The organism is Citrobacter sp. XY323 (assembly GCF_025106035.1).
Taxonomy (GTDB): Bacteria; Pseudomonadota; Gammaproteobacteria; order Enterobacterales; family Enterobacteriaceae; genus Citrobacter; species Citrobacter braakii.
The window spans coordinates 357,270-382,705 of the sequence record NZ_JANYUK010000006.1; the positions used below are offsets into that span (position 1 = coordinate 357,270).

General features: G+C 53.8%; 20 protein-coding genes and 1 riboswitch. Of the genes, 5 read left to right on the top strand and 15 right to left on the bottom strand.

Going from position 1 to position 25,436, the window contains the following annotated elements:
• Window positions 1–156 precede the first annotated feature (156 nt).
• A complete protein-coding gene (gene folA / locus N0B36_RS11240; RefSeq protein ID WP_016151662.1) occupies window positions 157–636 on the top strand; it encodes a type 3 dihydrofolate reductase in 480 nt (159 codons plus the stop codon).
• Between the two features lie 94 nt (window positions 637–730).
• On the opposite strand, the gene apaH is transcribed toward folA, so the two are convergent.
• The 6 genes from apaH to lptD are packed head-to-tail and all read right to left on the bottom strand — an operon-like array spanning window position 731 to window position 7,524.
• A complete protein-coding gene (gene apaH / locus N0B36_RS11245) occupies window positions 731–1,579 on the bottom strand; it encodes a bis(5'-nucleosyl)-tetraphosphatase (symmetrical) ApaH (RefSeq protein ID WP_016151663.1) in 849 nt (282 codons plus the stop codon).
• 10 nt (window positions 1,580–1,589) lie between these two features.
• The gene (gene apaG, locus N0B36_RS11250) at window positions 1,590–1,967 is read right to left on the bottom strand and encodes a Co2+/Mg2+ efflux protein ApaG (RefSeq protein WP_003018867.1); all 378 of its coding nucleotides are present in this window, start codon (window positions 1,965–1,967) and stop codon (window positions 1,590–1,592) included.
• 2 nt (window positions 1,968–1,969) lie between these two features.
• Window positions 1,970–2,791: a 16S rRNA (adenine(1518)-N(6)/adenine(1519)-N(6))-dimethyltransferase RsmA gene (rsmA, locus tag N0B36_RS11255; protein ID WP_003018865.1), complete on the bottom strand. Its 822-nt coding sequence runs from the start codon at window positions 2,789–2,791 to the stop codon at window positions 1,970–1,972.
• On the bottom strand, window positions 2,784–3,776 hold the full coding sequence (pdxA, locus tag N0B36_RS11260; protein WP_016151664.1) for a 4-hydroxythreonine-4-phosphate dehydrogenase PdxA: 993 nt from the start codon (window positions 3,774–3,776) through the stop codon (window positions 2,784–2,786). Before pdxA ends, rsmA begins: the two co-directional genes overlap by 8 nt.
• Window positions 3,776–5,062, bottom strand: coding sequence for a peptidylprolyl isomerase SurA (surA, locus tag N0B36_RS11265; RefSeq protein ID WP_049281584.1), 1,287 nt, complete (start codon window positions 5,060–5,062; stop codon window positions 3,776–3,778). The genes pdxA and surA overlap by 1 nt, the downstream gene beginning before the upstream one ends.
• A gap of 53 nt (window positions 5,063–5,115) precedes the next feature.
• On the bottom strand, window positions 5,116–7,524 hold the full coding sequence (lptD, locus tag N0B36_RS11270; RefSeq protein ID WP_259687843.1) for an LPS assembly protein LptD: 2,409 nt from the start codon (window positions 7,522–7,524) through the stop codon (window positions 5,116–5,118).
• Between the two features lie 343 nt (window positions 7,525–7,867).
• On the opposite strand from lptD, the gene djlA reads away from it, so the two are divergent.
• Window positions 7,868–8,683: a co-chaperone DjlA gene (gene djlA, locus N0B36_RS11275; RefSeq protein WP_046276044.1), complete on the top strand. Its 816-nt coding sequence runs from the start codon at window positions 7,868–7,870 to the stop codon at window positions 8,681–8,683.
• A 94-nt stretch (window positions 8,684–8,777) separates the two neighbouring features.
• Here the strand turns inward: djlA and rluA are convergent, their stop codons facing one another.
• The 3 genes from rluA to polB all read right to left on the bottom strand — a co-directional run bounded on the left by rluA (window position 8,778) and on the right by polB (window position 14,884).
• The gene (rluA, locus tag N0B36_RS11280) at window positions 8,778–9,437 is read right to left on the bottom strand and encodes a bifunctional tRNA pseudouridine(32) synthase/23S rRNA pseudouridine(746) synthase RluA (protein ID WP_204552715.1); all 660 of its coding nucleotides are present in this window, start codon (window positions 9,435–9,437) and stop codon (window positions 8,778–8,780) included.
• Window positions 9,438–9,448: 11 nt separating this feature from the next.
• Entirely contained in the window at window positions 9,449–12,355 is a 2,907-nt protein-coding gene (gene rapA, locus N0B36_RS11285) for an RNA polymerase-associated protein RapA (RefSeq protein WP_103766840.1), read from the bottom strand.
• Window positions 12,356–12,532: 177 nt separating this feature from the next.
• On the bottom strand, window positions 12,533–14,884 hold the full coding sequence (gene polB / locus N0B36_RS11290) for a DNA polymerase II (protein WP_259687844.1): 2,352 nt from the start codon (window positions 14,882–14,884) through the stop codon (window positions 12,533–12,535).
• 601 nt (window positions 14,885–15,485) lie between these two features.
• On the opposite strand from polB, the gene N0B36_RS11295 reads away from it, so the two are divergent.
• Window positions 15,486–15,869 carry a DUF4751 family protein gene (locus N0B36_RS11295; protein ID WP_016155677.1) on the top strand — a complete coding sequence of 128 codons (384 nt, stop codon included), beginning with the start codon at window positions 15,486–15,488 and terminating at the stop codon, window positions 15,867–15,869.
• A 44-nt stretch (window positions 15,870–15,913) separates the two neighbouring features.
• Here N0B36_RS11295 and araD read toward each other — a convergent pair whose 3' ends face one another.
• Genes araD through araB form a run of 3 tightly spaced genes read right to left on the bottom strand, consistent with a single transcriptional unit; the run spans window position 15,914 to window position 19,889 of the window.
• Window positions 15,914–16,609 (bottom strand): L-ribulose-5-phosphate 4-epimerase, encoded by a 696-nt coding sequence (araD, locus tag N0B36_RS11300; RefSeq protein ID WP_016151673.1) that lies wholly within the window; start codon window positions 16,607–16,609, stop codon window positions 15,914–15,916.
• Window positions 16,610–16,666: 57 nt separating this feature from the next.
• Window positions 16,667–18,169 carry an L-arabinose isomerase gene (gene araA / locus N0B36_RS11305; RefSeq protein WP_016155678.1) on the bottom strand — a complete coding sequence of 501 codons (1,503 nt, stop codon included), beginning with the start codon at window positions 18,167–18,169 and terminating at the stop codon, window positions 16,667–16,669.
• Window positions 18,170–18,179: 10 nt separating this feature from the next.
• Window positions 18,180–19,889, bottom strand: coding sequence for a ribulokinase (araB, locus tag N0B36_RS11310; RefSeq protein WP_259687845.1), 1,710 nt, complete (start codon window positions 19,887–19,889; stop codon window positions 18,180–18,182).
• 339 nt (window positions 19,890–20,228) lie between these two features.
• Here araB and araC point away from each other — a divergent pair, with 339 nt between their 5' ends.
• The gene (araC, locus tag N0B36_RS11315; protein WP_003018834.1) at window positions 20,229–21,074 is read left to right on the top strand and encodes an arabinose operon transcriptional regulator AraC; all 846 of its coding nucleotides are present in this window, start codon (window positions 20,229–20,231) and stop codon (window positions 21,072–21,074) included.
• A 119-nt stretch (window positions 21,075–21,193) separates the two neighbouring features.
• Window positions 21,194–21,961: a DedA family protein gene (locus N0B36_RS11320; protein WP_016155679.1), complete on the top strand. Its 768-nt coding sequence runs from the start codon at window positions 21,194–21,196 to the stop codon at window positions 21,959–21,961.
• 49 nt (window positions 21,962–22,010) lie between these two features.
• Here N0B36_RS11320 and thiQ read toward each other — a convergent pair whose 3' ends face one another.
• Genes thiQ through thiB form a run of 3 tightly spaced genes read right to left on the bottom strand, consistent with a single transcriptional unit; the run spans window position 22,011 to window position 25,265 of the window.
• Complete coding sequence (thiQ, locus tag N0B36_RS11325; RefSeq protein WP_016151677.1) at window positions 22,011–22,712, bottom strand: thiamine ABC transporter ATP-binding protein ThiQ; 702 nt, start codon at window positions 22,710–22,712, stop codon at window positions 22,011–22,013.
• Window positions 22,696–24,306, bottom strand: a complete 1,611-nt coding sequence (gene thiP / locus N0B36_RS11330) for a thiamine/thiamine pyrophosphate ABC transporter permease ThiP (protein ID WP_259687846.1) — start codon at window positions 24,304–24,306, stop codon at window positions 22,696–22,698. The genes thiQ and thiP overlap by 17 nt, the downstream gene beginning before the upstream one ends.
• Entirely contained in the window at window positions 24,282–25,265 is a 984-nt protein-coding gene (gene thiB / locus N0B36_RS11335) for a thiamine ABC transporter substrate binding subunit (RefSeq protein ID WP_047498368.1), read from the bottom strand. Before thiB ends, thiP begins: the two co-directional genes overlap by 25 nt.
• 33 nt (window positions 25,266–25,298) lie before the next feature.
• Window positions 25,299–25,401, bottom strand: a riboswitch (TPP riboswitch).
• Between the last annotated feature and the right edge of the window lie 35 nt (window positions 25,402–25,436).

Genomic DNA, 25,436 nt, shown 5'->3' on the forward strand with positions numbered 1-25,436 from the left:
TGTTTTTGAACTACTGTAATGCTGGCGTACCACCTTAAATAGGTCGGTTCGCCAGCAGAACGGAAAATTTTCATGCTCATCCTCTTTCCGCCAGTCGACGAAAGATTGCGCTTTCCGTATAGTGGCGACAATTTTTTTGTATCCGGGAAACATTCAATGATCAGTCTGATTGCGGCGTTAGCGGTAGATCGCGTCATCGGTATGGAAAATGCCATGCCATGGAACCTACCTGCCGATCTCGCCTGGTTTAAACGTAACACCTTAAACAAGCCGGTTGTTATGGGACGCCACACGTGGGAATCCATCGGGCGACCGTTGCCAGGGCGTAAAAATATCGTCATCAGCAGCAAGCCTGGCACCGACGATCGCGTGCAGTGGGTGAAGTCTGTTGAGGAAGCGATCGCGGCCTGTGGCGATGAACCTGAAATCATGGTTATTGGCGGTGGGCGTGTGTATGAGCAGTTCCTGCCGAAAGCGCAGAAACTGTATCTGACACACATTGATGCGGAAGTTGAAGGGGATACGCATTTCCCGGACTACGAACCGGATGACTGGGAATCGGTGTTCAGTGAATTCCACGATGCTGACGCGCAAAACTCCCACAGCTACTGCTTCGAGATTTTGGAACGTCGTTAATGTGGATGCCTGATGGCGTTGCGCTAATCAGGCCTACAGATTGCACATTCGTCTGCCGGATTAGGTGTAAGCACCGCCATCCGGCAGACGGCTATCAGGCGTTGACGGCCTCGCCGGGATCCAGATTCAGATGGCGATTTGATGGCTGTACAAAGTACTGTTTGTCTTCCCAGCGCAGACAGGTGAGATCCCCGCCCCAGCAACACCCCGTATCTAACGCGTAAATACCTTCTGGCGTGCCTTTGCCCTCCAGCGATGCCCAGTGCCCGAATGCAATGCTATAGGCTTCACTGACAGGTCCGGGAATGGCAAACCACGGCTTCAGCGGGGCAGGCGCATCTTCTGGCGACTCTTTGCTGTACATGTCCAACTGACCGTTGGGGAAGCAGTAACGCATGCGGGTAAACGCGTTGGTAATAAAACGCAGGCGCGCCAGCCCCGTCAGTTCCGGGGTCCAGTTATTTGGCATGTCGCCGTACATGGCATCAAGGAAGAATGGATAAGAATCGCTCGACAGCACGGCTTCAACATCGCGAGCACAGTCCTTCGCCGTCTGCAGATCCCACTGTGGGGTAATCCCTGCATGCGCCATGACCAGTTTCTTCTCTTCATCAACCTGCAACAGCGGCTGGCGACGTAGCCAGTTAAGCAGCGTGTCAGCATCCGGTGCCTCAAGCAGCGGCGTGAGCCGGTCTTTTGGTTTATTACGGCTGATGCCAGCAAACACGGCCAGCAGGTGTAAATCGTGATTACCGAGGACTAACCGTACGCTGTCGCCCAGCGATTTAACGTAGCGCAAAACGTCTAACGACCCTGGCCCACGCGCGACCAGATCGCCGGTGAGCCATAAGGTGTCTTGTTCTGGATTAAAGTCAACCTGGTGCAGCAAGGCTACCAGTTCATCGTAACAACCGTGAACGTCGCCAATGAGGTATGTTGCCATAGCTATTGTTTTAATGAATGAGTGTAGGAACGGCGAGTCGGAACACGGGAATGTCGATAGTAAAGGCGATCCCTTGTTCATCGATCATTTCGTAATGACCCTGCATGGTGCCCAGCGGTGTTTCAATCACCGCACCGCTGGTGTACTGGTACTCTTCGCCAGGTTCAATGTGGGGCTGAACGCCAACCACGCCTTCGCCCTGAACTTCGGTTTCACGGCCATGACCATTGGTGATCAACCAATAACGCCCCAACAGCTGCACAGGCGCTCGCCCCAAATTGCGGATAGTCACGGTATAAGCAAAAACGTAACGTTCATCATCAGGTGAGGATTGCGCCTCAATGTAGACGCTTTGTACCTGAATGCACACTCGGGGCGAATTGATCATGTTTAACTCTCCTTCGATGGCGCGTTTTCTGACAGATAGTTAGCCATCCGGCAGTATTGCGCGACAGAGATATTTTCCGCTCGCATCGCCGGATCAACGCCCAGCTCTGTTAGTACTTCAACGCTAAACAGGTTACCGAGACTATTACGTACCGTTTTGCGACGCTGATTAAACGCTTCAGTGGTAATACGGCTCAGCACACGAACATCTTTAACGGGGTACGGCATTGTCGCGTGAGGGACCAGACGTACCACGGCGGAATCGACTTTAGGCGCAGGCGTAAATGCGGATGGCGGCACTTCAAGTACCGGGATCACATTGCAGTAATACTGCGCCATGACGCTTAATCGACCATACGCTTTACTGTTTGGCCCTGCAACCAGACGGTTGACCACCTCTTTTTGCAACATGAAATGCATGTCGGCGATGGCATCAGTATAGGAAAAAAGATGGAACATGAGCGGCGTGGAGATGTTGTACGGCAGGTTGCCGAATACGCGCAGCGGCTGACCCATCGTTTGTGCGAGTTCGCCGAAGTTCATGGTCATGGCATCTTGCTGATAAATCGTCAGCTTCGGCCCTAAAAACGGGTGTGTTTGCAGGCGGGCGGCGAGATCGCGGTCCAGCTCAATGACCGTGAGCTTGTCCAGGCGTTCGCCTACAGGTTCGGTCAACGCTGCCAGGCCCGGGCCGATTTCGACCATAGCCTGACCTTTCTGCGGGTTGATAGCAGAGACAATACTTTCGATCACAAACTGATCGTTGAGGAAGTTTTGCCCGAAACGTTTACGGGCTAAGTGGCCCTGATGGACTCGATTATTCATTGGTATTAACAATCATTTTGATGGCGAGATTAAGCGCCGTAATAAAACTGCCGACATCTGCTTGCCCACGACCCGCAAGTTCAAGCGCGGTGCCGTGATCGACGGATGTGCGAATAAAGGGCAGGCCCAGCGTGATATTCACACCGCGACCAAATCCCTGGTATTTTAGCACGGGGAGACCCTGATCGTGGTACATTGCCAGCACGGCATCCGCGTGGTCGAGATATTTGGGCTGAAACAGCGTATCTGCGGGCAGCGGGCCGTTTAATTTCATCCCCTGCGCACGCAGTTCATCAAGGACCGGAATGAGGGTGTCTATCTCTTCCGTTCCCATATGACCACCTTCACCGGCATGCGGGTTAAGACCGCACACCAGAATATGCGGATCGGCAATGCCAAACTTGGTGCGCAAATCATGATGCAAAATACCGATCACTTCCTTAAGCAGAGCAGGCGTAATGGCGTCGGCAACGGCTCTGAGCGGCAAATGAGTGGTTGCCAGGGCAACGCGCAGCGCTTCAGTCGCCAGCATCATGACGACTTTCTTCGCCTGTGAGCGCTCTTCAAAAAACTCGGTATGTCCGGTAAACGGGACGCCTGCGTCATTGATTACGCCCTTGTGTACCGGACCGGTAATCAGCGCCGCAAACTCACCTTGCAGACAACCATCGCAGGCGCGAGCCAGCGTATCCACCACATATTGTCCGTTCTCTACCGCCAACTGACCCGCGATAACAGGCGCCCGCAGAGCAATCGGCAACAGCGTCAACGTACCTGCTGATTGCGGTCTGGCTGGGGTATCTGGAGAGTATGGGAGGAGTGAAAGCGGTAAACCGAGCATTGCTGCCCGGTCACTGAGGAGTGCGGCATCCGCACAGACAACGAGTTCTACAGGCCACTCACGCTGGGCGAGCTGAACCACCAGGTCCGGGCCAATCCCGGCGGGTTCGCCGGGAGTGATCACAACGCGTTGAATACGAGTCATTAGTTGCTCAGAACTTTAACGTAGGCGCTGGCGCGCTGTTCCTGCATCCAGGTCGCAGCTTCTTCCGAGAATTTACGGTTCATCAGCATACGATAAGCTCTGTCTTTCTGCGCCGCGTCAGTTTTATCAACGTTACGCGTGTCCAGCAGCTCGATCAGATGCCACCCGAAAGAGGAGTGCACCGGGGTACTCATCTGGCCTTTCTGAAGTTTGGTCAGCGCATCGCGGAAAGCGGGATCGAAAATATCCGCTGCAGCCCAGCCCAGATCGCCGCCCTGGTTGGCAGAACCCGGATCCTGAGAAAACTCTTTAGCCGCTGCCGCGAAGGTTGTTTTACCGCTCTTAATATCAGCTGCGATTTGTTCCAGCTTCAGACGCGCCTGTTGATCGGTCATGATCGGCGATGGCTTGAGCAGAATATGGCGGGCATGAACTTCAGTCACGGAGATGCTCTGGCTTTGACCACGCATATCGTTAACTTTCAGGATGTGGAAGCCGACACCAGAACGAATTGGGCCGATGATATCGCCTTTTTTCGCGGTGCTTAGCGCCTGGGCAAAGATGCCCGGCAGCTCCTGAATACGTCCCCAACCCATCTGGCCGCCTTTCAGCGCCTGCTGGTCAGCGGAATAGGTGATAGCCAGTTTGCCGAAATCACTACCGTTACGCGCTTCATCAACAACAGAGCGCGCCTGACTTTCAGCCGCGTTAACCTGGTCAGAAGTTGGGTTTTCCGGTAATGGGATCAGAATGTGGCTCAGGTTCAGCTCGGTGCTGGCATCGTTTTGGTTGCCGACCTGTTGCGCCAGGGCATCCACTTCCTGAGGCAGGATAGTAACGCGACGGCGAACTTCGTTGTTACGCACTTCAGAGATGGTCATCTCTTTGCGGATCTGGTTACGATAGGTCGAATAGCTTAAGCCATCCTGTGCCAGACGGCTGCGCATCTGATCCAGCGTCATGTTGTTTTGCTTGGCGATGTTGGCAATCGCCTGATCCAGTTGCTCGTCAGAGATTTTAACACCCATCTTCTGACCCATCTGCAGGAGGATTTGATCCATGATCAAACGTTCCAGGATCTGATGACGCAGCGTGGCGTCGTCCGGTAATTGTTGACCAGCCTGACCCGCATTAAGTTTTACTGACTGCATTAAGCCATCGACGTCGCTTTCCAGAACGACGCCGTTATTGACGACGGCTGCGACTTTATCGACTACCTGTGGGGCAGCGAAACTGGTATTCGCGATCATGGCGATACCGAGAAGCAGCGTTTTCCAGTTCTTCATACTTTTTCCATTTCAATTAACCGCAAAGCGGATTACGTTGTAAATCAATCAGATCATAAAGAGCTTTGATACGGCAAAATGTTAGAACGCAACATTTGGTTGGTGCCGAGACCGTAGTTAGAACTCAGGCCGCGTAGTTCGATATTAAAGCCGATCGTGTTGTCATAAACTGCATGTTTCTGAGTGTCATCCCAGCCGTTCAGCTTACGTTCGTAGCCGAAGCGAATGGCGTAACAGCAGGAGTTGTACTGCAGACCCAGCATGGAATCCGCTTCTTTATTCACGTTGGTATCAAAGTAGTAAGCCCCGACAATCGACCAGCGGTCGGCGATCGGGAAGCTTGCTACCGCACCCACCTGTGAAATCCCGTTTTTATACTGCTCTGCTGTAGAGTAGTAAGACGGCAGGGTTGCCTGGATATATTCAGAGCTGGCATAACGGTAGTTCAGCTGCAGCATACGGTTTTCGTCGCGGCGGTATTCGATACTGCTGCTGCTGGTTGCAACACTGTCCAGACGCGTGTCGTACTGGATCCCACTGCGTAAACCCCAGCGATCGGAGATGCGCCAGTAGGTGTCACCAGCCCATACCAGTGAGCCCGTTTTGTCGTCATTCTCCCATTTAATGTTGTCATCGCCAGTGCGAGACTCGGTGAAATAGTAGATTTGACCCACAGAAATATTAAAACGTTCAACGGCCGCGTCATCATAAACGCGAGATGTGACCCCGGTCGTTACCTGGTTGGCAGATGCGATGCGGTCCAGACCGCCATAGGTGCGATCGCGGAACAGGCCGCTGTAGTCAGATTGCAGCAGGGACGAGTCATAGTTAAAAATATTACTTTGATCGCGATACGGTACGTACAGGTACTGCGCTCGCGGCTCCAGCGTCTGGGTATATCCCGGGGCCAGCATTTCCATATCGCGTTCGAAGACCAGTTTACCGTCAACTTTAAACTGCGGCATGACGCGGTTGACGGAATCTTCCAGGGAATTCGCCGCGTTAAGGGTATTTAAATTATCCGGATTAGGATTGTTACGATAATTATTTCTTGCGAATGATTGATACTCGCTGATGTTGTTTTGCTGATAGTGCGTTGCCAACAGCTTCAGCTCAGTGTTGATACTTCCCCAATTATTCGACAATGGTAGATTGATGGTCGGTTCAAGGTGTAAACGAGTTGCTTCCGGCCTGTTGTCGTTGGTATTAACGAAATGGACTGCCTGACCATAAATCCGGGTGTCAAACGGACCCACATCATTCTGGTAGTAGTTGACGTCTAACTGCGGCTGCGCAGAGTAACTGTTACTGTTTTGTGCGTCGAAGACCTGGAACTGCTTGGTCGAAACCGTCGCGTCAAAGTTTTGTACCGCATAGCCGACGCTGAATTTTTGCGTGGCGTAGCCGTCGGTACTGGAACCGTACTTGTTGTCAAAGTCGTTAAAGTAGCTGGTGTCGCTGACCTTGGTGTAGTCAACGTTGAAACGCCACACCTGATCCATCACACCAGAGTGTTGCCAGTAGAACAGCCAGCGGCGGGAATTGTCATCCTTCGGATGTTCATCCTCGTACACTTTATCGGAATTCAGATAGTCGAACTCCATCAGACCTGCACCCGCCTGTGTGAGGTAGCGGAATTCGTTCTCCCACATGATACCGCCACGACGGTGCATATAATGCGGCGTGATGGTGGCGTCCATATTGGGCGCAATGTCCCAATAATACGGGAGATAGAACTCAAAATAGTTATTGGTAGAGTATTTTGCGTTCGGGATCAGGAAACCAGAGCGACGCTTATCGCCGACGGGTAACTGTAAATAAGGACTGTAAAAGACCGGAACCGGACCCAGTTTAAAACGGGCGTTCCAGATCTCTGCGACCTGTTCTTCACGGTCGTGAATGACTTCGCTACCGACGACGCTCCAGGTATTGGAACCTGGCAGACAGGAGGTGAAGCTACCGTTTTCCAGAATGGTATAGCGGTTTTCCCCACGCTGCTTCATCAGATCGGCTTTTCCGCGCCCCTGACGGCCTACCATCTGATAATCACCTTCCCAGATGTTGGTATCTTTGGTATTCAGATTAGACCAGCCCTTCGGCCCCTTCAGAATAACCTGATTGTCATCATAATGAACATTGCCCAGCGCATCGACGGTACGAACTGGCTCCGGCTGGCCCTCTGCCTGCTTCTGATGAAGCTGCACTTCGTCGGCCTGCAGGCGGCTGTTACCCTGTGCGATGTCCACATTGCCGGTAAACACCGCGTCATCCGGGTAATTCCCTTTCGCGTTGTCAGCAGTGATGGTGACGGGTAATTCATTAGTCTCGCCCTGTACCAGAGGACGGTCATAGCTTGGCACGCCCAGCATACACTGTGAGGCGAGATCGGCTGCCAGACCCTGATGGCTATAGAGGGCGCTGGCAATCATGGTGGCCAGAAGAGTGGGAATACGTTTTTTCATACGTTGTATTTATTGTTCCATCATCAGTAGCGTCGCGCGTGACAAACGGTCACAGCCTAACTTATCTCATCTTCACTTCGCTAGTATTAATCCTGCCCATTTTATCCCGCCACCTTTCAAGCTGCATCTTCGTTCCAGACGAATTGGTCACTGCGTTGCCGCCTTGTTGCAACTCGAAATCCAACGGGTATAGCGTTTGTGGTGTTAGGCACGGCATAGAATGACAGGTATGATAATGCAAATTATAGGCGATGTCCCACAATTGACCGCAGCCGTAAATCGGTAAAAGCACCTTATATTGTGGGACATATCCTGGCTGAGAGCAGAAAGATTTGGGGAGTCTATGCAGTATTGGGGAAAGATAATTGGTGTCGCCGTGGCCTTAATGATGGGCGGCGGCTTCTGGGGTGTGGTTCTGGGCCTGTTAGTTGGCCACATGTTCGACAAAGCCCGCATGCGCAAAATGGCGTGGTTTGCCAACCAGCGTGAACGCCAGGCGCTGTTTTTTGCCACCACTTTTGAGGTGATGGGGCATCTGACCAAATCCAAAGGTCGCGTCACGGAAGCCGATATCCATATCGCCAGTCAATTGATGGATCGAATGAATTTGCACGGCGACTCGCGTACCGCTGCGCAACATGCCTTCCGGGTGGGAAAATCGGACAATTACCCATTACGTGAAAAAATGCGTCAGTTTCGCAGCGTCTGTTTTGGTCGCTTCGATCTGATCCGCATGTTTCTGGAGATTCAGATCCAGGCGGCTTTTGCCGATGGGTCGTTACATCCGAACGAGCGTGAAGTGCTGTATGTGATTGCTGAAGAGTTGGGGATCTCACGTACCCAGTTTGATCAGTTTCTGCGCATGATGCAGGGCGGCGCCCAGTTTGGCGGCGGATATCAGCAGCAGTCCGGCGGCGGTGGCTGGCAGCAGACGCAACGCGGTCCGACGCTAGAAGACGCCTGCAATGTGCTGGGTGTGAAAGCGACCGATGATGCAACCACCATTAAGCGCGCATACCGTAAGCTGATGAGCGAGCACCATCCGGACAAACTGGTGGCGAAAGGTCTGCCGCCAGAAATGATGGAAATGGCGAAGCAAAAAGCGCAGGAAATTCAAAAAGCTTACGAGCTAATTAAAGAACAGAAAGGTTTTAAATAATTGTTATGCCGGGTGGCAGCTAGCGCCTTATCCGGCCTACGTTAATGAATGTAGGCCGGGCAAGCGAAGCACCCGGCCTAAATGGGGCCTGCGTTTAAAAATCTGCTGGAACTTTAAACGTCATACTGTTGCCGTATTCGGGATGCGTGATAGTTAACATCTCTGCATGCAGCAGCAGGCGCGGCGCTAACGCCAGGGCCTGTGGCGGGGCGTAGAAGCGGTCGCCCAGGATCGGATGCCCTAATGCCAGCATATGCACACGCAACTGGTGGGAGCGTCCGGTAATGGGTTTGAGCACGACCCGGGCGGTGTTATCTTCCGCGAACTCCACCACTTCATACTCGGTCTGCGCCGATTTTCCGGTCTCATAACACACTTTCTGCTTTGGCCGATTCGGCCAGTCGCAAATCAGCGGTAAATCAACCATCCCCTCGGCCGGAGCGGGATGTCCCCAGACGCGTGCGACATACTGTTTCTTCGGCTCGCGTTCGCGAAACTGGCGCTTTAGCTCGCGCTCTGCCGCTTTAGTTAGCGCCACTACAATCACGCCGCTGGTTGCCATATCCAGACGATGTACGGATTCAGCCTGAGGATAATCGCGCTGAATACGCGTCATCACGCTGTCTTTGTGTTCATCCAGACGACCCGGCACGGACAACAAACCGCTCGGCTTGTTGACCACCATAATGTGCTCATCCTGATACAGGATAACCAGCCAGGGTTCCTGCGGCGGATTATAGTTTTCCATCCCCATGTCAGGCTCCGTTACTGATGCGTCACGACGATCAGGCGCAGGGCATCCAGACGCCATCCCGCCTGATCCAGGCTTTCCATCACCTGCTGACGATTGCTTTCAATGGCGCTGAGTTCGTCATCACGGATGTTCGGGTTAACGGCACGCAGCGCTTCCAGACGGGAGAGTTCAGCCGTCAGCTTCTCGTCCGCTTCTTTGCGCGCCGCGTCGATCAGCGCGCGGGCCGATTTTTCTACCTGCGCTTCACCGAGTTGCAGAATGGCATGCACATCCTGCTGTACGGCGTTGACCAGTTTACTGCCGGTGTGGCGGTTAACGGCGCTGAGCTGACGGTTAAAGGTTTCGAATTCAACCTGCGCGGCAAGGTTGTTGCCGTTTTTGTCCAGCAGCATGCGTACCGGGGTTGGCGGCAGGAAGCGGTTTAACTGCAGCTGTTTTGGCGCTTGCGCTTCAACGACGTAGACCAGTTCAACCAGCAGAGTACCGACTGGTAATGCTTTGTTTTTCAGCAAAGAAATGGTGCTGCTTCCGGTGTCGCCGGAGAGGATCAGATCCAGACCATTACGGATCAGCGGATGCTCCCAGGTAATAAACTGCGCGTCTTCACGCGACAGGGCAACATCACGCTCAAACGTAATGGTACAGCCATCTTCCGGCAGCCCAGGGAAATCCGGCACCAGCATATGATCGGACGGTGTCAGCACGATCAAATTGTCGCCACGGTCATCCTGATTAATACCAACGATATCAAACAGGTTCATGGCGAAGGCGATCAGGCTGGTATCGTCGTCCTGTTCTTCAATACTCTCAGCCAGCGCCAGCGCTTTTTCGCCGCCGTTAGAGTGGATCTCCAGCAGGCGATCGCGACCTTGCTCCAGCTGTGCTTTCAGCGCGTCATGCTGTTCGCGACAGGTTTTGATCAGATCGTCAAAGCCATCAGTGTTTTCTGGCTCAGCCAGGTAGCCGATCAGATTGTTATATACCGTGTCATAGATGGTACGTCCGGTCGGGCAAGTGTGTTCGAACGCATCCAGACCTTCGTGGTACCAACGCACCAGCACGGATTGCGCGGTTTTTTCCAGGTATGGAACGTGGATTTGGATATCATGCACCTGACCAATACGGTCCAGACGGCCAATACGCTGTTCCAGCAGGTCCGGATTGAACGGCAGATCAAACATCACCAGATGGCTGGCGAACTGGAAGTTACGCCCTTCGGAACCGATTTCAGAGCACAGCATTACCTGGGCGCCGCTATCTTCTTCGCTAAACCAGGCCGCAGCGCGGTCACGTTCAATGATCGACATCCCTTCATGGAATACGGCGGCGCGGATACCTTCGCGCTCGCGCAGAACCTGCTCCAGCTGAAGCGCAGTGGTGGCTTTCGCGCAGATAACCAGAACTTTTTGCGAGCGGTGGCTGGTCAGGTAGCCCATCAGCCATTCCACGCGCGGGTCAAAGTTCCACCAGGTGCCGGTGTCGCCTTCGAATTCCTGATAAATCTGCTCCGGGTAGAGCATGTCGCGCGCGCGGTCTTCCGCACTCTTACGCGCGCCCATAATGCCGGAGACTTTAATGGCCGTCTGGTATTGGGTTGGCAACGGCAATTTGATGGTATGCAGCTCGCGTTTAGGGAAGCCTTTCACACCGTTACGGGTATTTCGGAACAGCACGCGGCTGGTGCCGTGGCGGTCCATCAGCATCGAAACCAGCTCCTGACGCGCGCTCTGGGCGTCTTCGCTGTCGCTGTTTGCCGCCTGCAGTAACGGCTCAATGTCCTGTTCGCCAATCATGTCACCTAACATGTTCAGCTCATTGTTACTCAGCTTGTTGCCAGCCAGTAACATGGCAACGGCATCGGCGACCGGACGGTAATTTTTCTGTTCTTCAACAAACAGGGCGAAATCGTGGAAGCGGCTTGGATCCAGTAGACGCAGGCGCGCAAAGTGGCTTTCCAGGCCCAGCTGTTCCGGCGTTGCGGTCAGCAGCAGGATGCCTGGTACGCGCTCTGCCAGCTGTTCAACGGCCATATATTCACGGCTGGGCGCGTCTTCGCTCCACACCAGGTGATGGGCTTCATCGACAATCAGCAGATCCCACTCGGCATCACACAGGTGCTCCAGACGCTGTTTACTGCGACGGGCAAAGTCCAGCGAACAGATAACCAACTGTTCGGTTTCAAACGGGTTGTAGGCATCGTGCTGCGCTTCTGCATAACGCTCATCATCAAACAGCGCAAAGCGCAGGTTGAAACGACGCAGCATTTCGACCAGCCACTGGTGCTGTAACGTCTCCGGGACGATGATCAGCACGCGCTCCGCGGCGCCTGACAGCAGCTGTTGATGCAGGATCATCCCTGCTTCAATGGTTTTACCTAAACCCACTTCGTCTGCCAGTAGCACGCGAGGGGCATGACGACGGCCGACATCATGGGCAATGTTGAGCTGGTGGGGGATCAGGCTGGTACGTTGGCCACGCAAACCACTCCACGGCATACGGTACTGTTCGCTCTGAAATTTACGTGCGCGATAGCGCAGCGCAAAGCGGTCCATACGGTCAATCTGGCCGGCAAACAGGCGATCCTGGGGTTTACTGAAAACCAGTTTGCTGTCGAGCAGCACTTCACGCAGCGTTACACCGGTTTCTTCGGTATCAAGGCGGGTTCCGATATAGGCAAGCAGGCCGTTTTCTTCTTTTACTTCGTCGACATGCAGTTGCCAGCCTTCATGGCTCGTTATCGTGTCACCAGGGTTGAACATCACGCGGGTCACGGGGGAATCACTGCGCGCATACAGACGGTTTTCACCCGTCGATGAGAAAAGTAAAGTGACGGTTCGCGCATCCATGGCGACAACAGTACCAAGTCCCAATTCGCTTTCTGTATCGCTGATCCAGCGTTGACCAAGTGTAAAAGGCATATATGTTCGGCTCTATATCTTTAATTGCAGGCAATACTCGTCATTTTCCGGGCTAGTCCCCGTTATTGAGAGCATACGACCCCGCTACCAGGCTAATAAATCAGTGGTAGGGGTGTTAAATGGGTCCAGGAATGGAAAGGGCGCTATGGTACTGGATGGCGGCGGTTTCGTCACGCGTCAAAATAACCCCAGTTGTCCTGTGAGTAGTGTAGCAAAATTATCGTCAATAAAGGGAAGAATTCCCTCGGCAACCGGCTGGATCTGGCGGGTCAGATAATGCTCGTAATCAAGTGCAGATAGCTGATAATCAACAGGTTCAGGTCCATTTATCGTCCAGACATATTTAATCGTGCCACGATTCTGATACTGCTGCGGACGCCCCAGTTTGACGTTCTGCTCATCGGCGAGCCGCGCGGCGCGAACGTGCGGCGGAACATTCCGCTGGTATTCGCTCAACGGGCGGCGCAGGCGTTTGCGGTACACCAGGTGTTCATCCAGTTCACCCGCCATCAGACGGTCGATAGTCTCGCGAACAAACTCTTGATAGGGCTCGTTACGAAAAATTCGCAGGTACAGCTCCTGCTGAAACTGCTGGGCCAGCGGCGTCCAGTCGGTGCGTACCGTTTCCAGACCTTTAAATACCATGCGTTGCTCAGCGCCTGACTGAATCATTCCGGCGTAGCGTTTTTTGCTGCCAGTATCTGCACCGCGAATGGTCGGCATCAGAAAGCGACAAAAGTGGGTTTCAAATTCCAGCTCCAGCGCGCTGGTCAGGTTTTGCTGCTTCAGCGATTGCGCCCACCAGTTGTTGACATAGCTCACCAGCTCCCGACCAATCCGGGCCGCATCGTCTTCCGAGTGCGCCTTTTTAAGCCAGACAAAGGTGGAGTCGGTGTCGCCATAGATGACGTCGTAACCCTGAGCCTCAATCAGCGCTTTGGTCTGACGCATGATCGCGTGACCGCGCATGGTGATAGACGAAGCCAGCCTCGGGTCGAAAAAGCGGCAGGCGGTGGTGCCAAGCACGCCGTAAAACGCGTTCATGATGATTTTCAGCGCCTGTGAGAGCGGCTTATTGCCGCGGCGTTTGGCTTCATCGCGCCCATGCCAGATCTGGGTAACAATCTCTGGCAGACAGTGCTTTTCGCGTGAGAACCAGGCGTCAAGGAACCCCTCGGTACTGTGTTCCTGATCCGGCTGTGCCATCCCTTCGATAAGTCCCACTGGATCGATCAAAAAAGTACGAATAATTGACGGGTACAGGCTTTTGTAATCCAGCACCAGCACGGAGTCGTACAAACCCGGGCGCGAGTCCATCACGTAGCCACCGGGGCTGGCGTGCGCGGGAACTTCCCCCAGATTCGGTGCCACATAGCCCGCCCGGTGCATTCGCGGTAGGTAGAGATGGCCGAAGGCGGCAACGGAACCGCCGTGCCGGTCGACCGGCAGGCCGTTTACCGTCGATCGTTCCAGCAAAAATGGCATGATCTCGGTTTTATGAAAAATACGCGTGACCAGCTCACAGTCTTTGAGATTGTAGGTGGCGAGTGCGGGCTTATCCTGGGCAAACCGGCGATCTATTTCGTCCATCCTGTCCCAGGGATTATCTATCGACTTCCCTTCGCCCAGCAGCTCCTGTGACACCGTTTCCAGTGAAAAGGATGAGAAATTCCAGAATGCGGATTTAAGCGCCTCAATGCCGTCGATAATCAGGCGACCTTTAGCCTGCGCGAAGAATACGCCGTTTTTGAAGCCATGTTCGCGCCACTCCAGCTCGCTATTGTCACGGCCAAAACGCAGGGGAATGCGGTAACGTTCAGCATGCTTTTGCAGGACGCGTAAATCGAATTGCACGACGTTCCAGCCGATTACCACATCAGGATCGTGACGGGCAATCCAGTCGTTGAGCTTTTCCAGTAACTGCGGGCGGCTTGCGACGTATTCAAGTTCAAAATCCAGCGCTGAGGCATCGCCGTTTGCCGGGCCGAGCATGTAGACAATACGCTGCCCACAGCCTTCAAGGCCGATACAGTAGAGTTCGCCGTGGCGCGTGGTTTTGATATCCAGCGAGACCCATTTCAGCGGCGGTCGATAGTCAGGGTTCGGCTTCAACCGGGCATTAACCAGCGTACCGTTATGTCTGTCGCCTTCAACCCACACAGGTGAGGTGATAAAACGCTCCATCAGATACCGTTCCGGCGGACGCACGTCGGCCTCGTAGACGGTAATTGCGTTTTCACGCAGCAGCTTTTCAAGCCGCATAAGCTGGCGATGTGAGCGGCAATACAGGCCGGAAACAGGCTGGCGGTGGAAGTCTTGCAATTGCAGCGGCGTCAGACGATAGCCGTTTTCATTGCGTAATAATGACGCTACGCGAGGAACCTGACTGACAGGAATAAACGCGACCGACTCCTGAGGCGCGAGCGTGACCTGTAGCGGCCCGTCGTCCGTAGCCAGCCAGAATGTGACCTCAGTTCCCTGCGGGGTGTCCCGCCAGTGCCGGGTTAAAATAAAGCCTGCCTGCACCACGCTGCGTACCCATTAAAAAACCAGGCATTATTATAGCCTGGTTTACACGATTGTACTGTTATTTTGTACAGTTAAAAATGAGAGCTGCGGGCAGTTATTGTGACAGTAACAGTAAAATGCCCTCCGCAGTAAAAGTGTTACAGGATAGAGTTTGGTATTTAATAAATGAATGCCTTAATTGAAAACTCTTCCTTGAATTATTTTATTGGCCTGTCATGGCTATTTGTATCTATTATTCTTTTGTAATTATATTTGTTTCATAAATTGGAAGTCCGTTTCAGGATTTTTATGTCATTTTCGGAATCGTGCTCGTACGGTTTTGTTACTCATCCCTCGGTTCAGGAAAAATGGTTATTTTTTTTTATTTGTTTTTATTCATGGTTAGTGTAACTATTTTAATCAAACACTCGGGTTACCAGGTTGAATATAATATATTTTTATGGCTTGCTATTGTCTGGATAAAAACGGATTTTCGGTTCGATTTCGTCGGGAATATCTCTCTGTATAATTTGATTTTTATCGCTGAATATAATTTTATTCATCAGATAGCTCGGGTGTTTTATATCAATAGCTTGGGTGCGTAGTGTTATGGAGGCCTATTATGGATATTTATACTCAGGCGTTACAGGTAGGATATGACCACTATTTATTTGTTAATACTCAGTTATCTAACCCTACAATTAAATCAGTAAGTCAATATATTGAGTATAGAACGTGGTCAGGTCAAATTTGGCGTACTGAGGTTATTGAACGTGGGAATGCTTTCTTTCACTGGCAAGGGCATGACAGAATAAATGGTCATCGTGATACTGTGATTAATTATCTGTTGAATGGACAGCGCTGGCAGTCAACGATTACAGATTACATTTTCTTTCATTCACTGGATGGTGAAGAGGCGCAGGGACATTATGACAACGTGATTAAATACGTTTGTGCTAATAACTGTGTGTATCGAAGTGCGTTTGCGGAATATATAAAGGAATAACCAGAGAGCGCGCCACCGAGATTTCGGGCGCGCTCAGATTGTTTTCACTGGCCGTAGTAGGCTTTTGCGCCGTGTTTACGCAGGTAGTGTTTATCTAACAGGGTTTGCTGCATATCCGGCAATTGCGGCGCGAGCTGGCGACAGAAGATCCCCATGTAGGCGACTTCTTCCAGCACGATGGCGTTGTGTACCGCATCTTCGGCGTTTTTTCCCCAGGCAAACGGACCGTGAGAGTGCACCAGCACGCCAGGCATCTGCGAAGCGTCAATGCCTTGTTTCTCAAAGGTTTCAACGATCACGTTACCGGTTTCCCACTCATATTCGCCGTTGATTTCTTCCTCGGTCATTTTCCGTGTGCAGGGAATCGATCCGTAGAAATAGTCCGCATGAGTGGTACCCGTGGCTGGAATCGACTGGCCCGCCTGCGCCCAGATGGTCGCATGACGCGAATGGGTATGAACAATGCCACCAATGGTCGGGAATGCCTGATACAGCAGACGGTGCGTTGGGGTATCGGAGGAGGGTTTCTTCGTACCTTCTACAACCTCACCGGTGGCGATACTGACTACGACCATATCTTCTGCGGTCATAACGCTGTAATCGACCCCGGATGGTTTAATCACAAACACGCCGCGCTCGCGATCGACGGCACTCACGTTCCCCCAGGTCAAGGTGACCAGGTGGTGCTTAGGCAACGCCAGATTGGCTTCCAGCACCTGACGTTTGAGATCTTCTAACATGTTGATTCCTCTGTGCCGGATGGCGGGCAAACGCAGAGCCATCCGGCAACAACATAATTAACGTTTAAAACCGTAATAGACGTCGTTCCAGCGCAGCGCGTCCTTAAAGGCCGGCAGGCGGGTATCGTTGTCGATCACGGCGATCTCGATATCGTGCATTTCAGCGAACTGGCGCATATCGTTCAGATCCAGCGCGTGGCTGAAGACGGTGTGGTGCGCGCCACCGGCCAGGATCCAGGCTTCAGATGCGGTTGGCAGATCAGGCTGGGCCTTCCACAATGCGTTAGCCACCGGCAGTTTCGGCAGGGAGTGCGGTGTTTGAACCGTGTCGATGCAGTTAACCAACAGGCGATAGCGATCGCCAAGATCGATCAGGCTGGCAACGACTGCCGGGCCAGTTTTGGTGTTGAAGATCAGACGAGCGGGATCGTCTTTACCACCAATGCCGAGATGCTGAACGTCGAGGATCGGTTTATCTTCCACCGCGATAGACGGGCACACTTCCAGCATGTGCGAGCCGAGCACCAGATCGTTGCCTTTCTCGAAGTGGTAGGTGTAATCCTCCATAAATGAGGTGCCGCCCTGCAGACCGGTTGACATCACCTTCATGATGCGAAGCAGAGCGGCGGTTTTCCAGTCGCCTTCGCCCGCAAAGCCGTAGCCTTGCTGCATCAGACGCTGTACGGCCAGACCCGGGAGCTGTTTCAGGCCGTGTAAATCTTCAAATGTCGTGGTAAAGGCGTGGAATCCGCCCTGTTCCAGGAAACGCTTCATCCCCAGTTCAATACGGGCTGCTTCCAGTACGTTTTGACGTTTCTCACCGTGGACTTGCGTTGCCGCCGTCATGGTGTAGGTGCTTTCATACTCATCGATTAGCGCGTTGATTTCGCCATCGCTAATGGAGTTCACTACCTGCACCAGATCGCCTACGGCCCAGGTATTTACCGAGAAGCCGAATTTGATCTGCGCAGCGACTTTATCGCCATCGGTGACCGCGACTTCACGCATGTTGTCGCCAAAACGGCAGACTTTCAGATGGCGGGTATCCTGTTTGGACACGGCCTGGCGCATCCAGGAGCCAATGCGTTCGTGCGCTTGTTTGTCCTGCCAGTGACCGGTGACCACGGCGTGCTGCTGACGCATACGTGCGCCGATGAAGCCGAATTCACGGCCGCCGTGCGCGGTCTGGTTCAGGTTCATAAAGTCCATATCAATGCTGTCCCACGGCAGGGCGGCGTTGAACTGGGTATGGAATTGCATCAGCGGCTTGTTGAGGATAGTCAGACCGTTAATCCACATTTTGGCCGGAGAGAAAGTGTGCAGCCAGACCACCAGACCTGCGCAGCGATCGTCGTAGTTAGCGTCACGACAAATAGCGGTAATCTCGTCAGGTGAAGTACCCAGCGGTTTTAAAACCAGTTTGCAGGGCAGTTTAGCTTCAGTATTCAGCGCGTTAACGACGTGCTCGGCATGTTGGGTTACCTGACGCAGGGTTTCAGGGCCATACAGATGCTGGCTACCAATTACAAACCACACTTCATAGTTATCAAAAATCGTCATTGTCGTGTCCTTAATGTGTCAGGGTTGCCTGGTCTACCGGGGTTTGTTGCGCCGGAGCGGCAGTCGGAAGATATTGTTGTTCAGCGCTAACCGCCCACTGCTGGTAGCGGCGGTAAAGCTGTTCAAAACGTTGAGCCTGCTCTGGTCGAGGTTGCAGCGTGTTTTCCACGGCGCTTGCCATCTGTTGCTGAGCGGCTGGGATATCGGTGTGTACTTTCGCGGCAACGGCGGCAAAGATAGCCGCACCGAGTGCGCAGCACTGGTCTGAAGCGACAATCTGTAGCGGACGGTTGAGCACGTCACAACAGGCCTGCATGATGACCGGGTTTTTACGGGCGATGCCGCCTAGCGCCATTACGTTGTTAACCGCAATGCCTTGTTCGGTGAAGCATTCCATGATGGCGCGTGCACCAAAGGCGGTGGCGGCAATCAGACCGCCGAACAGCGCTGGCGCGTCGGTTGCCAGATTCAGATCGGTAATCACTCCTTTCAGACGCTGGTTGGCATTGGGCGTACGGCGACCGTTGAACCAGTCGAGCACCACCGGCAGATGATCCAGCGACGGATTTCTCGCCCAGGCTTCGGTTAGCGCTGGTAGCAGCTGTTTTTGGCTGGCTTTAATCTGGGTCTTCAGCTCCGGGTGCTGCACGGCAAGCTGCTCCAGCGGCCAGCTCAGCACACGGCTAAACCAGGCATAGATATCGCCGAACGCGGACTGGCCTGCCTCGAGGCCAATAAAATGCGGCACCACGCTGCCATCAACCTGGCCGCAAATGCCTTTCACCGCGCGCTCGCCGACGCTGTGTTTGTCAGCAATCAGAATGTCGCAGGTCGACGTGCCAATGACTTTCACCAGCGTATTGGGCTGTGCGCCCGCGCCGACCGCGCCCATATGGCAGTCAAAAGCGCCGCCTGCAATCACCACGCTTTCTGGTAGCCCCAGACGCTGCACCCACTCGGCGCACAGGGTGCCAACCGGCAGGTCGGCTGTGAAGGTATCGGTAAACATCGGGTATTGCAGATGGCGGTTGAGGATGGGGTCGAGTTCGTCAAAGAAACTGGCTGGCGGTAGACCACCCCAGCTTTCATGCCACAGGGATTTATGCCCGGCGCTGCAGCGACCGCGACGAATATCCTGTGGACGTACGGTATTAGAGAGCAGGGCCGGAACCCAGTCGCACAGTTCAATCCACGAAACCGCGGCCTCGGCAACCGCGTGGTCCTGACGGGTCACATGCAGGATTTTGGCCCAGAACCATTCGCTGGAATAAATACCGCCGATATAGCGGGAGTAATCGATCTTGCCCGGTGTGTGGCACAGACGGGTAATTTCTTCAGCTTCTTCTACTGAGGTGTGATCTTTCCACAGGACAAACATTGCATTTGGGTTTTCAGCGAACTCCGGACGCAACGCCAGTACGTTGCCGTCGGCATCGATGGGGGCCGGGGTTGAACCGGTGCTGTCAACGCCAATCCCGACCACTTCCGCACGCTGTTTAACGCTCAGTTCGGCCAGCACGGTTTTCAGCGCCGCTTCCATCGATTCAATGTAGTCGCGTGGATGATGGCGAAACTGGTTGTTTGGGCCATCGCAATACTGTCCTTCCTGCCAACGTGGGTACCACTCTACGCTGGTGGCGATTTCTTCACCGGTGGCACATTCCACTGCCAAAGCGCGTACTGAATCACTGCCAAAATCGAGGCCAATTGCAATCGCCATCGTCTTACTCCATCCAAAAATACGGGTATGGATAAACAGTAGTTAGTAGGGATAAAAACCGTCAGGCAGGATTCGCTAATCTTATGGACTAAAATGCTGTGGCATCACAAAGTGTGACGCCGTGCAAATAATCAATGTGGACATTTCTGCCGTAGTTATAGACACTTTTGTTAGCCGATTTTAACGTTGGCGCAGTACATATTTTTTACAAAGTGCTTTTCACAAGCGGGGTTGATGGTCCATTACCGCAAACACAGCGGCCCGCAGGGGCGACGGCAATGATGTCTGGCGTAATATGGACAAATTGTTTCTTAGCAGAACATAGGGAGTATTGAAATTATGGCTGAAACGCAAAACGATCCCCTGCTGCCAGGCTATTCGTTTAACGCGCATTTGGTGGCCGGATTAACCCCCATCGAGGCGAACGGATACCTGGATTTTTTTATCGACAGGCCGCTGGGTATGAAGGGCTATATCCTCAATCTCACTATCCGTGGCGAAGGGGTTATCAATAATCAGGGCAAACAATTTGTCTGTCGGCCTGGCGATATTTTGCTGTTTCCGCCCGGAGAAATTCACCACTACGGACGCCATCCTGATGCCAGCGAGTGGTATCACCAGTGGGTTTACTTTCGCCCACGCGCCTACTGGCAGGAGTGGCTGACCTGGCCGGCCATTTTTGCCCAGACTGGATTCTTTCGTCCGGATGAAGCACATCAGCCGCATTTTAACGAACTGTTTGGGCAGATAATTAACGCCGGGCAGGGAGAAGGTCGCTATTCCGAACTGCTGGCGATTAATTTACTGGAACAGTTATTGCTCCGCCGTATGGAAGCCATTAATGAATCGCTGCATCCCCCCATGGACAACCGCGTGCGCGACGCCTGTCAGTACATCAGCGATCACCTGGCGGACAGTAATTTTGATATTGCCAGCGTCGCACAGCACGTCTGCCTGTCGCCTTCCCGTTTGTCGCATCTGTTCCGTCAGCAGTTGGGTATCAGCGTATTAAGCTGGCGCGAGGATCAGCGTATCAGCCAGGCCAAGCTATTGCTGAGTACCACTCGTATGCCCATTGCTACAGTGGGTCGCAATGTTGGCTTTGACGATCAGCTCTATTTTTCTCGCGTTTTCAAAAAATGCACTGGCGCCAGTCCGAGCGAGTTTCGCGCCGGATGTGAATAAAAAGTGAATGATGTGTCCTGAAAGTTGTCATAACTCGCAATCTATTCAGACAATTGATGGCTTGACGAAGTTGAGACGGGTTATCAAAATCCCTGCTTCGTAAATCTGACGGACACATTATGCAAGCATTGCTGGAACACTTTATTCTTCAGTCCGCCCTGTACTCCCTGATCGCCGTACTGCTGGTGGCCTTTCTGGAGTCACTGGCGCTGGTTGGTCTGATTCTGCCCGGTACCGTGATGATGGCGGGGCTGGGGGCGCTGATTGGCAGTGGCGAACTGAACTTCTGGCATGCCTGGCTTGCGGGCATCATTGGTTGCCTGTTGGGGGACTGGATCTCTTTCTGGTTGGGCTGGCGCTTTAAAAAGCCGCTGCACCGTTGGTCGTTCATGAAAAAGAACAAGGCGTTGCTGGATAAAACCGAGCACGCGCTGCATCAGCACAGCATGTTTACCATTCTGGTGGGGCGTTTTGTGGGACCGACGCGTCCGCTGGTGCCAATGGTGGCGGGCATGCTGGATCTGCCTGTCGCTAAATTTATCGTCCCGAATATTATTGGTTGCATACTGTGGCCGCCGTTCTACTTCCTGCCGGGGATCCTGGCGGGGGCGGCAATTGATATTCCTTCTGAGATGCAGAGCGGGGATTTCAAATGGTTGCTGCTGGCGACGGCGCTGTTGCTATGGGTAGGGGGCTGGTTTTGCTGGCGACTGTGGCGTAGCGGCAAAGCGGCAGTCGATCGCTTAACCGCGTATTTCCCCCGCAGCCGTTTACTGTATCTGGCGCCGTTGACGCTTGGGATCGGCGTGGTTGCGCTGGTGGCGTTACTGCGCCATCCGCTGATGCCGGTGTATATTGATATTCTGCGTAAAGTCGTGGGTTTCTGACGATTCTTTTGCCGGATGGCGCTGACGCTTATCCGGCCTGGGAAATCAATCACTCGGCTTTGATGCCCAAGAGCGTCGAGGCGCTGGCCTGACCGCTTAATAACTCATCCGTTTTGCCCTGCCAGGCGATGCGCCCGTCGGCGACCACAATCGAACGGGACGCAATTCGCGCCGCATCTTCTACGCTGTGGGATACCATCAGCAACGTAAGCTGTTTATCGCGACAGACCTCGGCAACCAGCGTTAACATCTCCTGGCGCAGGGCGGGATCGAGCGCAGAGAACGGTTCATCAAGCAGCAAAATGGGTTGTTCCCGCACCAGGCAACGCGCCAGCGCTACGCGCTGTCGCTGACCGCCGGAAAGCTCACCGGGGAGGCGCTCCAGCAGTGAGTCGATCCCCATTTGCTGGGCGATGTGATGCATTTTCTCCCGCTGCGATGCGTTCAGCTTCAATCCCGGGTTAAGGCCCAGGCCGATGTTTTGCTGCACGCTCAGGTGGCTGAACAGGTTATTTTCCTGAAACAGCATCGAAACGGGGCGACGTGAGGGAGGCGTGGCGGTGTGATCTTCACCTTCAATCAACATGGTACCGCTGGCAGGCGTGAGGAAGCCGGCGATCAGATTCAGCAGCGTACTTTTCCCGGCGCCGCTGGGCCCGAGGATCGCGACCTGCTCACCGCGCGCGATCGACAGCGTAAAGCGCATCGGCAAATGGTGATAAAGCCATGTGATATCAATCAGTTTTAACATTTCGACCCGGCAATTTCTCAATAACGGTAAACAGCGTAAAGCACAGGATCAGCAGCAATAACGCCGTAACTGCGCCATCCTGACTGCGATAAGAGCCAATCTGCTGATATAAATAAAACGGCAGGGTGCGGAAATCCTCATTACCAAATAGCGCGACCACGCCAAAATCGCCAATCGACAGCACGCAGGCAAAAGCCATCGCCTGCGCCAGCGGGCGCTTCAGGGCACGCAGTTCAACCACTTTCAGGCGCGACCATCCCTCAATTCCCAACGACTGGCACAACATACTGTAGCGGGCGGTGACGTCCCGCATTGGGTTTTCCAGCACCTTCAGCGCGTAAGGGATCGCCATCAGCGCATTGGTAAAAATGACAATGCCGTCGGCTGATTCGGGGAGTCCAATGGTGTTATTGAGCAGCAGAAAGAAGCCGGTTGCCAGCACGATGCCCGGCATGGCGAGGATCAACATGCCGCTAAGTTCCAGCATCTGACCTGCCAGTACCTGCTGTCGGGCACGCAGTTCACGACTGCTCCATAACAGCATCATGGTGAGAACTACGCACAACGCACCTGCCGCCAGCGCAATGCGCAGCGAGGTTCCCAGTGCGTGCCACAATACAGGTTGCTTAAGAACATCCAGCATATGGCGGTTAAAACCATCGACAATTACCGCCAGCAGCGGCGGCAGCAGTAGCAGCAGGGCCAGAATAATCAGCAGTGCGTCTGCCAGGCGGCTGTGCAGACGATCGTCGGGATCGCGCCAGCCCTGAACCAGCGTGGTACCGGGGGCGATGGCGCGGCTCAGACGTTGGCTGAAGAGCACCAGCGCTAAACAACAAACCATCTGGATCAACGCCAGCATGGCGGCGCGGGCGGGATCGTAATCAAAGTTCAGCGCCTGATAAATCGCCAGCTCGATGGTAGTGGCCTGCGGTCCACCGCCCAGCGACAAAACGGTGGCGAAGCTGGCGAAACAGAGCATAAAGATGAGCGCCGCGACGGGAAGGATTTGCCGACGCAGCCACGGCCATTCAACAAAGCGGAAGAAATGCCAGCCGCGCAGACCCAACTGAGCGGCTAACTGTCGCTGTTCGCCGGGAATATTCTCCAGCGACTGCAACAGCAGACGACTGGCCATCGGCAGATTGAAAAAGACGTGCGCCAGCAGAATGCCCTGCAGACCGTACGGCGAAAACGTCCATTCCAGCCCGAATGTATGCCAGATCGAGGCCAACCAGCCCTGACGACCGTACACGCTAAGAATACCGAAGACCGCGACCAGCACTGGCAGGATTAACGTCATCGCGCACAGGCGCAGCAGCGCCAGTCGTCCTGGAAAACGGCGGCGATAGAGCGCTCTGGCAAGGAAAATCGCCGGGATGACCGACAGCACTGCGGATAAAAAAGCCTGCCAGAAAGAAAAGCGCACCACGTGCCACAGGTAGTCGTCTTGCCACAGTGAGAGCCACTCCCCCCGTGGGGCGTTAAACCACAGCGCCAGAAACGCGGCCAGGGCAACGGCCACCATCAGCGTGGCGGCGGTAAGCCCTGGAACCAGCCAGCCGGGAATTAACGGCTGACGGCGCGTTGCCATTCGCTAATCCATGCCTGGCGTTGAGCCGCAACCTGCTGCGGCGTAAATTCCAGCGCGGTGGCTGGCTTATTCAGTTGCTCGAATCCAGACGGCAGGGCGACCTGGGTTACCGGATACATCCAGTTGCCGGTCGGAATCGCGTTCTGGAAGGCCGGAGACACCATAAACTTGAGGAATTTCTCGGCCAGTTCCGGCTGTTTGCTGGCCGCAGTACGGGCGGCGACTTCTACCTGCAAATAGTGGCCTTCGCTAAAGTTGGCTGCGGCGTAGTTGTCTTTTTTCTCGGTGATGATGTGATAGGCCGGAGAGGTGGTGTAGCTGAGTACCAGGTCGCTTTCGCCTTTCAGGAACAGGCCGTAGGCTTCACTCCAGCCTTTGGTGACAGTGACGGTTTTTGCCGAAAGCGCGCGCCAGGCCTCCGGCGCCTTATCGCCATAGACTTTCTGCATCCATAGCAGCAGGCCCAGCCCCGGCGTGCTGGTACGCGGGTCCTGATAAATGACGCGCCATTTTTGATCGCTCTCTACCAGTTCTTTCAGGCTTTTGGGCGGATTCTTCAGCTTGTTCTTATCATAAACGAAGGCGAAATAGCCGTAATCAAACGGAACGAAGGTATCGTTTTTCCAGCCGCCGGGCACGTTTACGGCTTCACTTGCTACACCGCTTTTGGCAAACAGTTTGGTTTGGGTGGCGGCTTCCAGAAGGTTGTTATCGAGGCCCAGTACGACGTCAGCTTTACTGTTTTTTCCTTCCATGCGCAGGCGGTTAAGCAGCGAGACGCCATCTTCCAGCGCGACCAGTTTCAGTTCACAGTTGCAGTCAGCTTCAAAGGCTTTTTTTATTGTCGGGCCCGGGCCCCAGTCAGCTGCGAACGAGTCGTAGGTATAAACGGTCAGTACAGGTTTGGCGAAAGCAGGCGCTGCGCACAGCAGTAAAAGCGGAAGACATTTTTTAAACACTTTGCACCTCATAAAGTTGGGTGGCAAAGGACTTGAGTTGCAGCCTCAAATCCCTTCGCCGGCATTATCCGGATCAGGTTCGACGGGTATCTCTCAGCCCATACACTTCATCATTCACGCTGCCTCTGTGTTGGCTGCGTTACTCGGCCCATCTCCGGGCCTCGCCCCTTC

Coding starts and splice junctions, on each gene's coding strand:
- apaH (WP_016151663.1), bottom strand. CDS start 1,579: ATGGCAACATACCTCATTGGCGACGTTCACGGTTGTTACGATGAACTG.
- thiQ (WP_016151677.1), bottom strand. CDS start 22,712: ATGTTAAAACTGATTGATATCACATGGCTTTATCACCATTTGCCGATG.
- araD (WP_016151673.1), bottom strand. CDS start 16,609: ATGTTAGAAGATCTCAAACGTCAGGTGCTGGAAGCCAATCTGGCGTTG.
- apaG (WP_003018867.1), bottom strand. CDS start 1,967: ATGATCAATTCGCCCCGAGTGTGCATTCAGGTACAAAGCGTCTACATT.
- surA (WP_049281584.1), bottom strand. CDS start 5,062: ATGAAGAACTGGAAAACGCTGCTTCTCGGTATCGCCATGATCGCGAAT.
- rluA (WP_204552715.1), bottom strand. CDS start 9,437: ATGGGGATGGAAAACTATAATCCGCCGCAGGAACCCTGGCTGGTTATC.
- N0B36_RS11295 (WP_016155677.1), top strand. CDS start 15,486: ATGGATATTTATACTCAGGCGTTACAGGTAGGATATGACCACTATTTA.
- araA (WP_016155678.1), bottom strand. CDS start 18,169: ATGACGATTTTTGATAACTATGAAGTGTGGTTTGTAATTGGTAGCCAG.
- pdxA (WP_016151664.1), bottom strand. CDS start 3,776: ATGACTCGTATTCAACGCGTTGTGATCACTCCCGGCGAACCCGCCGGG.
- rapA (WP_103766840.1), bottom strand. CDS start 12,355: ATGCCTTTTACACTTGGTCAACGCTGGATCAGCGATACAGAAAGCGAA.
- lptD (WP_259687843.1), bottom strand. CDS start 7,524: ATGAAAAAACGTATTCCCACTCTTCTGGCCACCATGATTGCCAGCGCC.
- folA (WP_016151662.1), top strand. CDS start 157: ATGATCAGTCTGATTGCGGCGTTAGCGGTAGATCGCGTCATCGGTATG.
- djlA (WP_046276044.1), top strand. CDS start 7,868: ATGCAGTATTGGGGAAAGATAATTGGTGTCGCCGTGGCCTTAATGATG.
- araC (WP_003018834.1), top strand. CDS start 20,229: ATGGCTGAAACGCAAAACGATCCCCTGCTGCCAGGCTATTCGTTTAAC.
- N0B36_RS11320 (WP_016155679.1), top strand. CDS start 21,194: ATGCAAGCATTGCTGGAACACTTTATTCTTCAGTCCGCCCTGTACTCC.
- rsmA (WP_003018865.1), bottom strand. CDS start 2,791: ATGAATAATCGAGTCCATCAGGGCCACTTAGCCCGTAAACGTTTCGGG.
- araB (WP_259687845.1), bottom strand. CDS start 19,889: ATGGCGATTGCAATTGGCCTCGATTTTGGCAGTGATTCAGTACGCGCT.
- thiP (WP_259687846.1), bottom strand. CDS start 24,306: ATGGCAACGCGCCGTCAGCCGTTAATTCCCGGCTGGCTGGTTCCAGGG.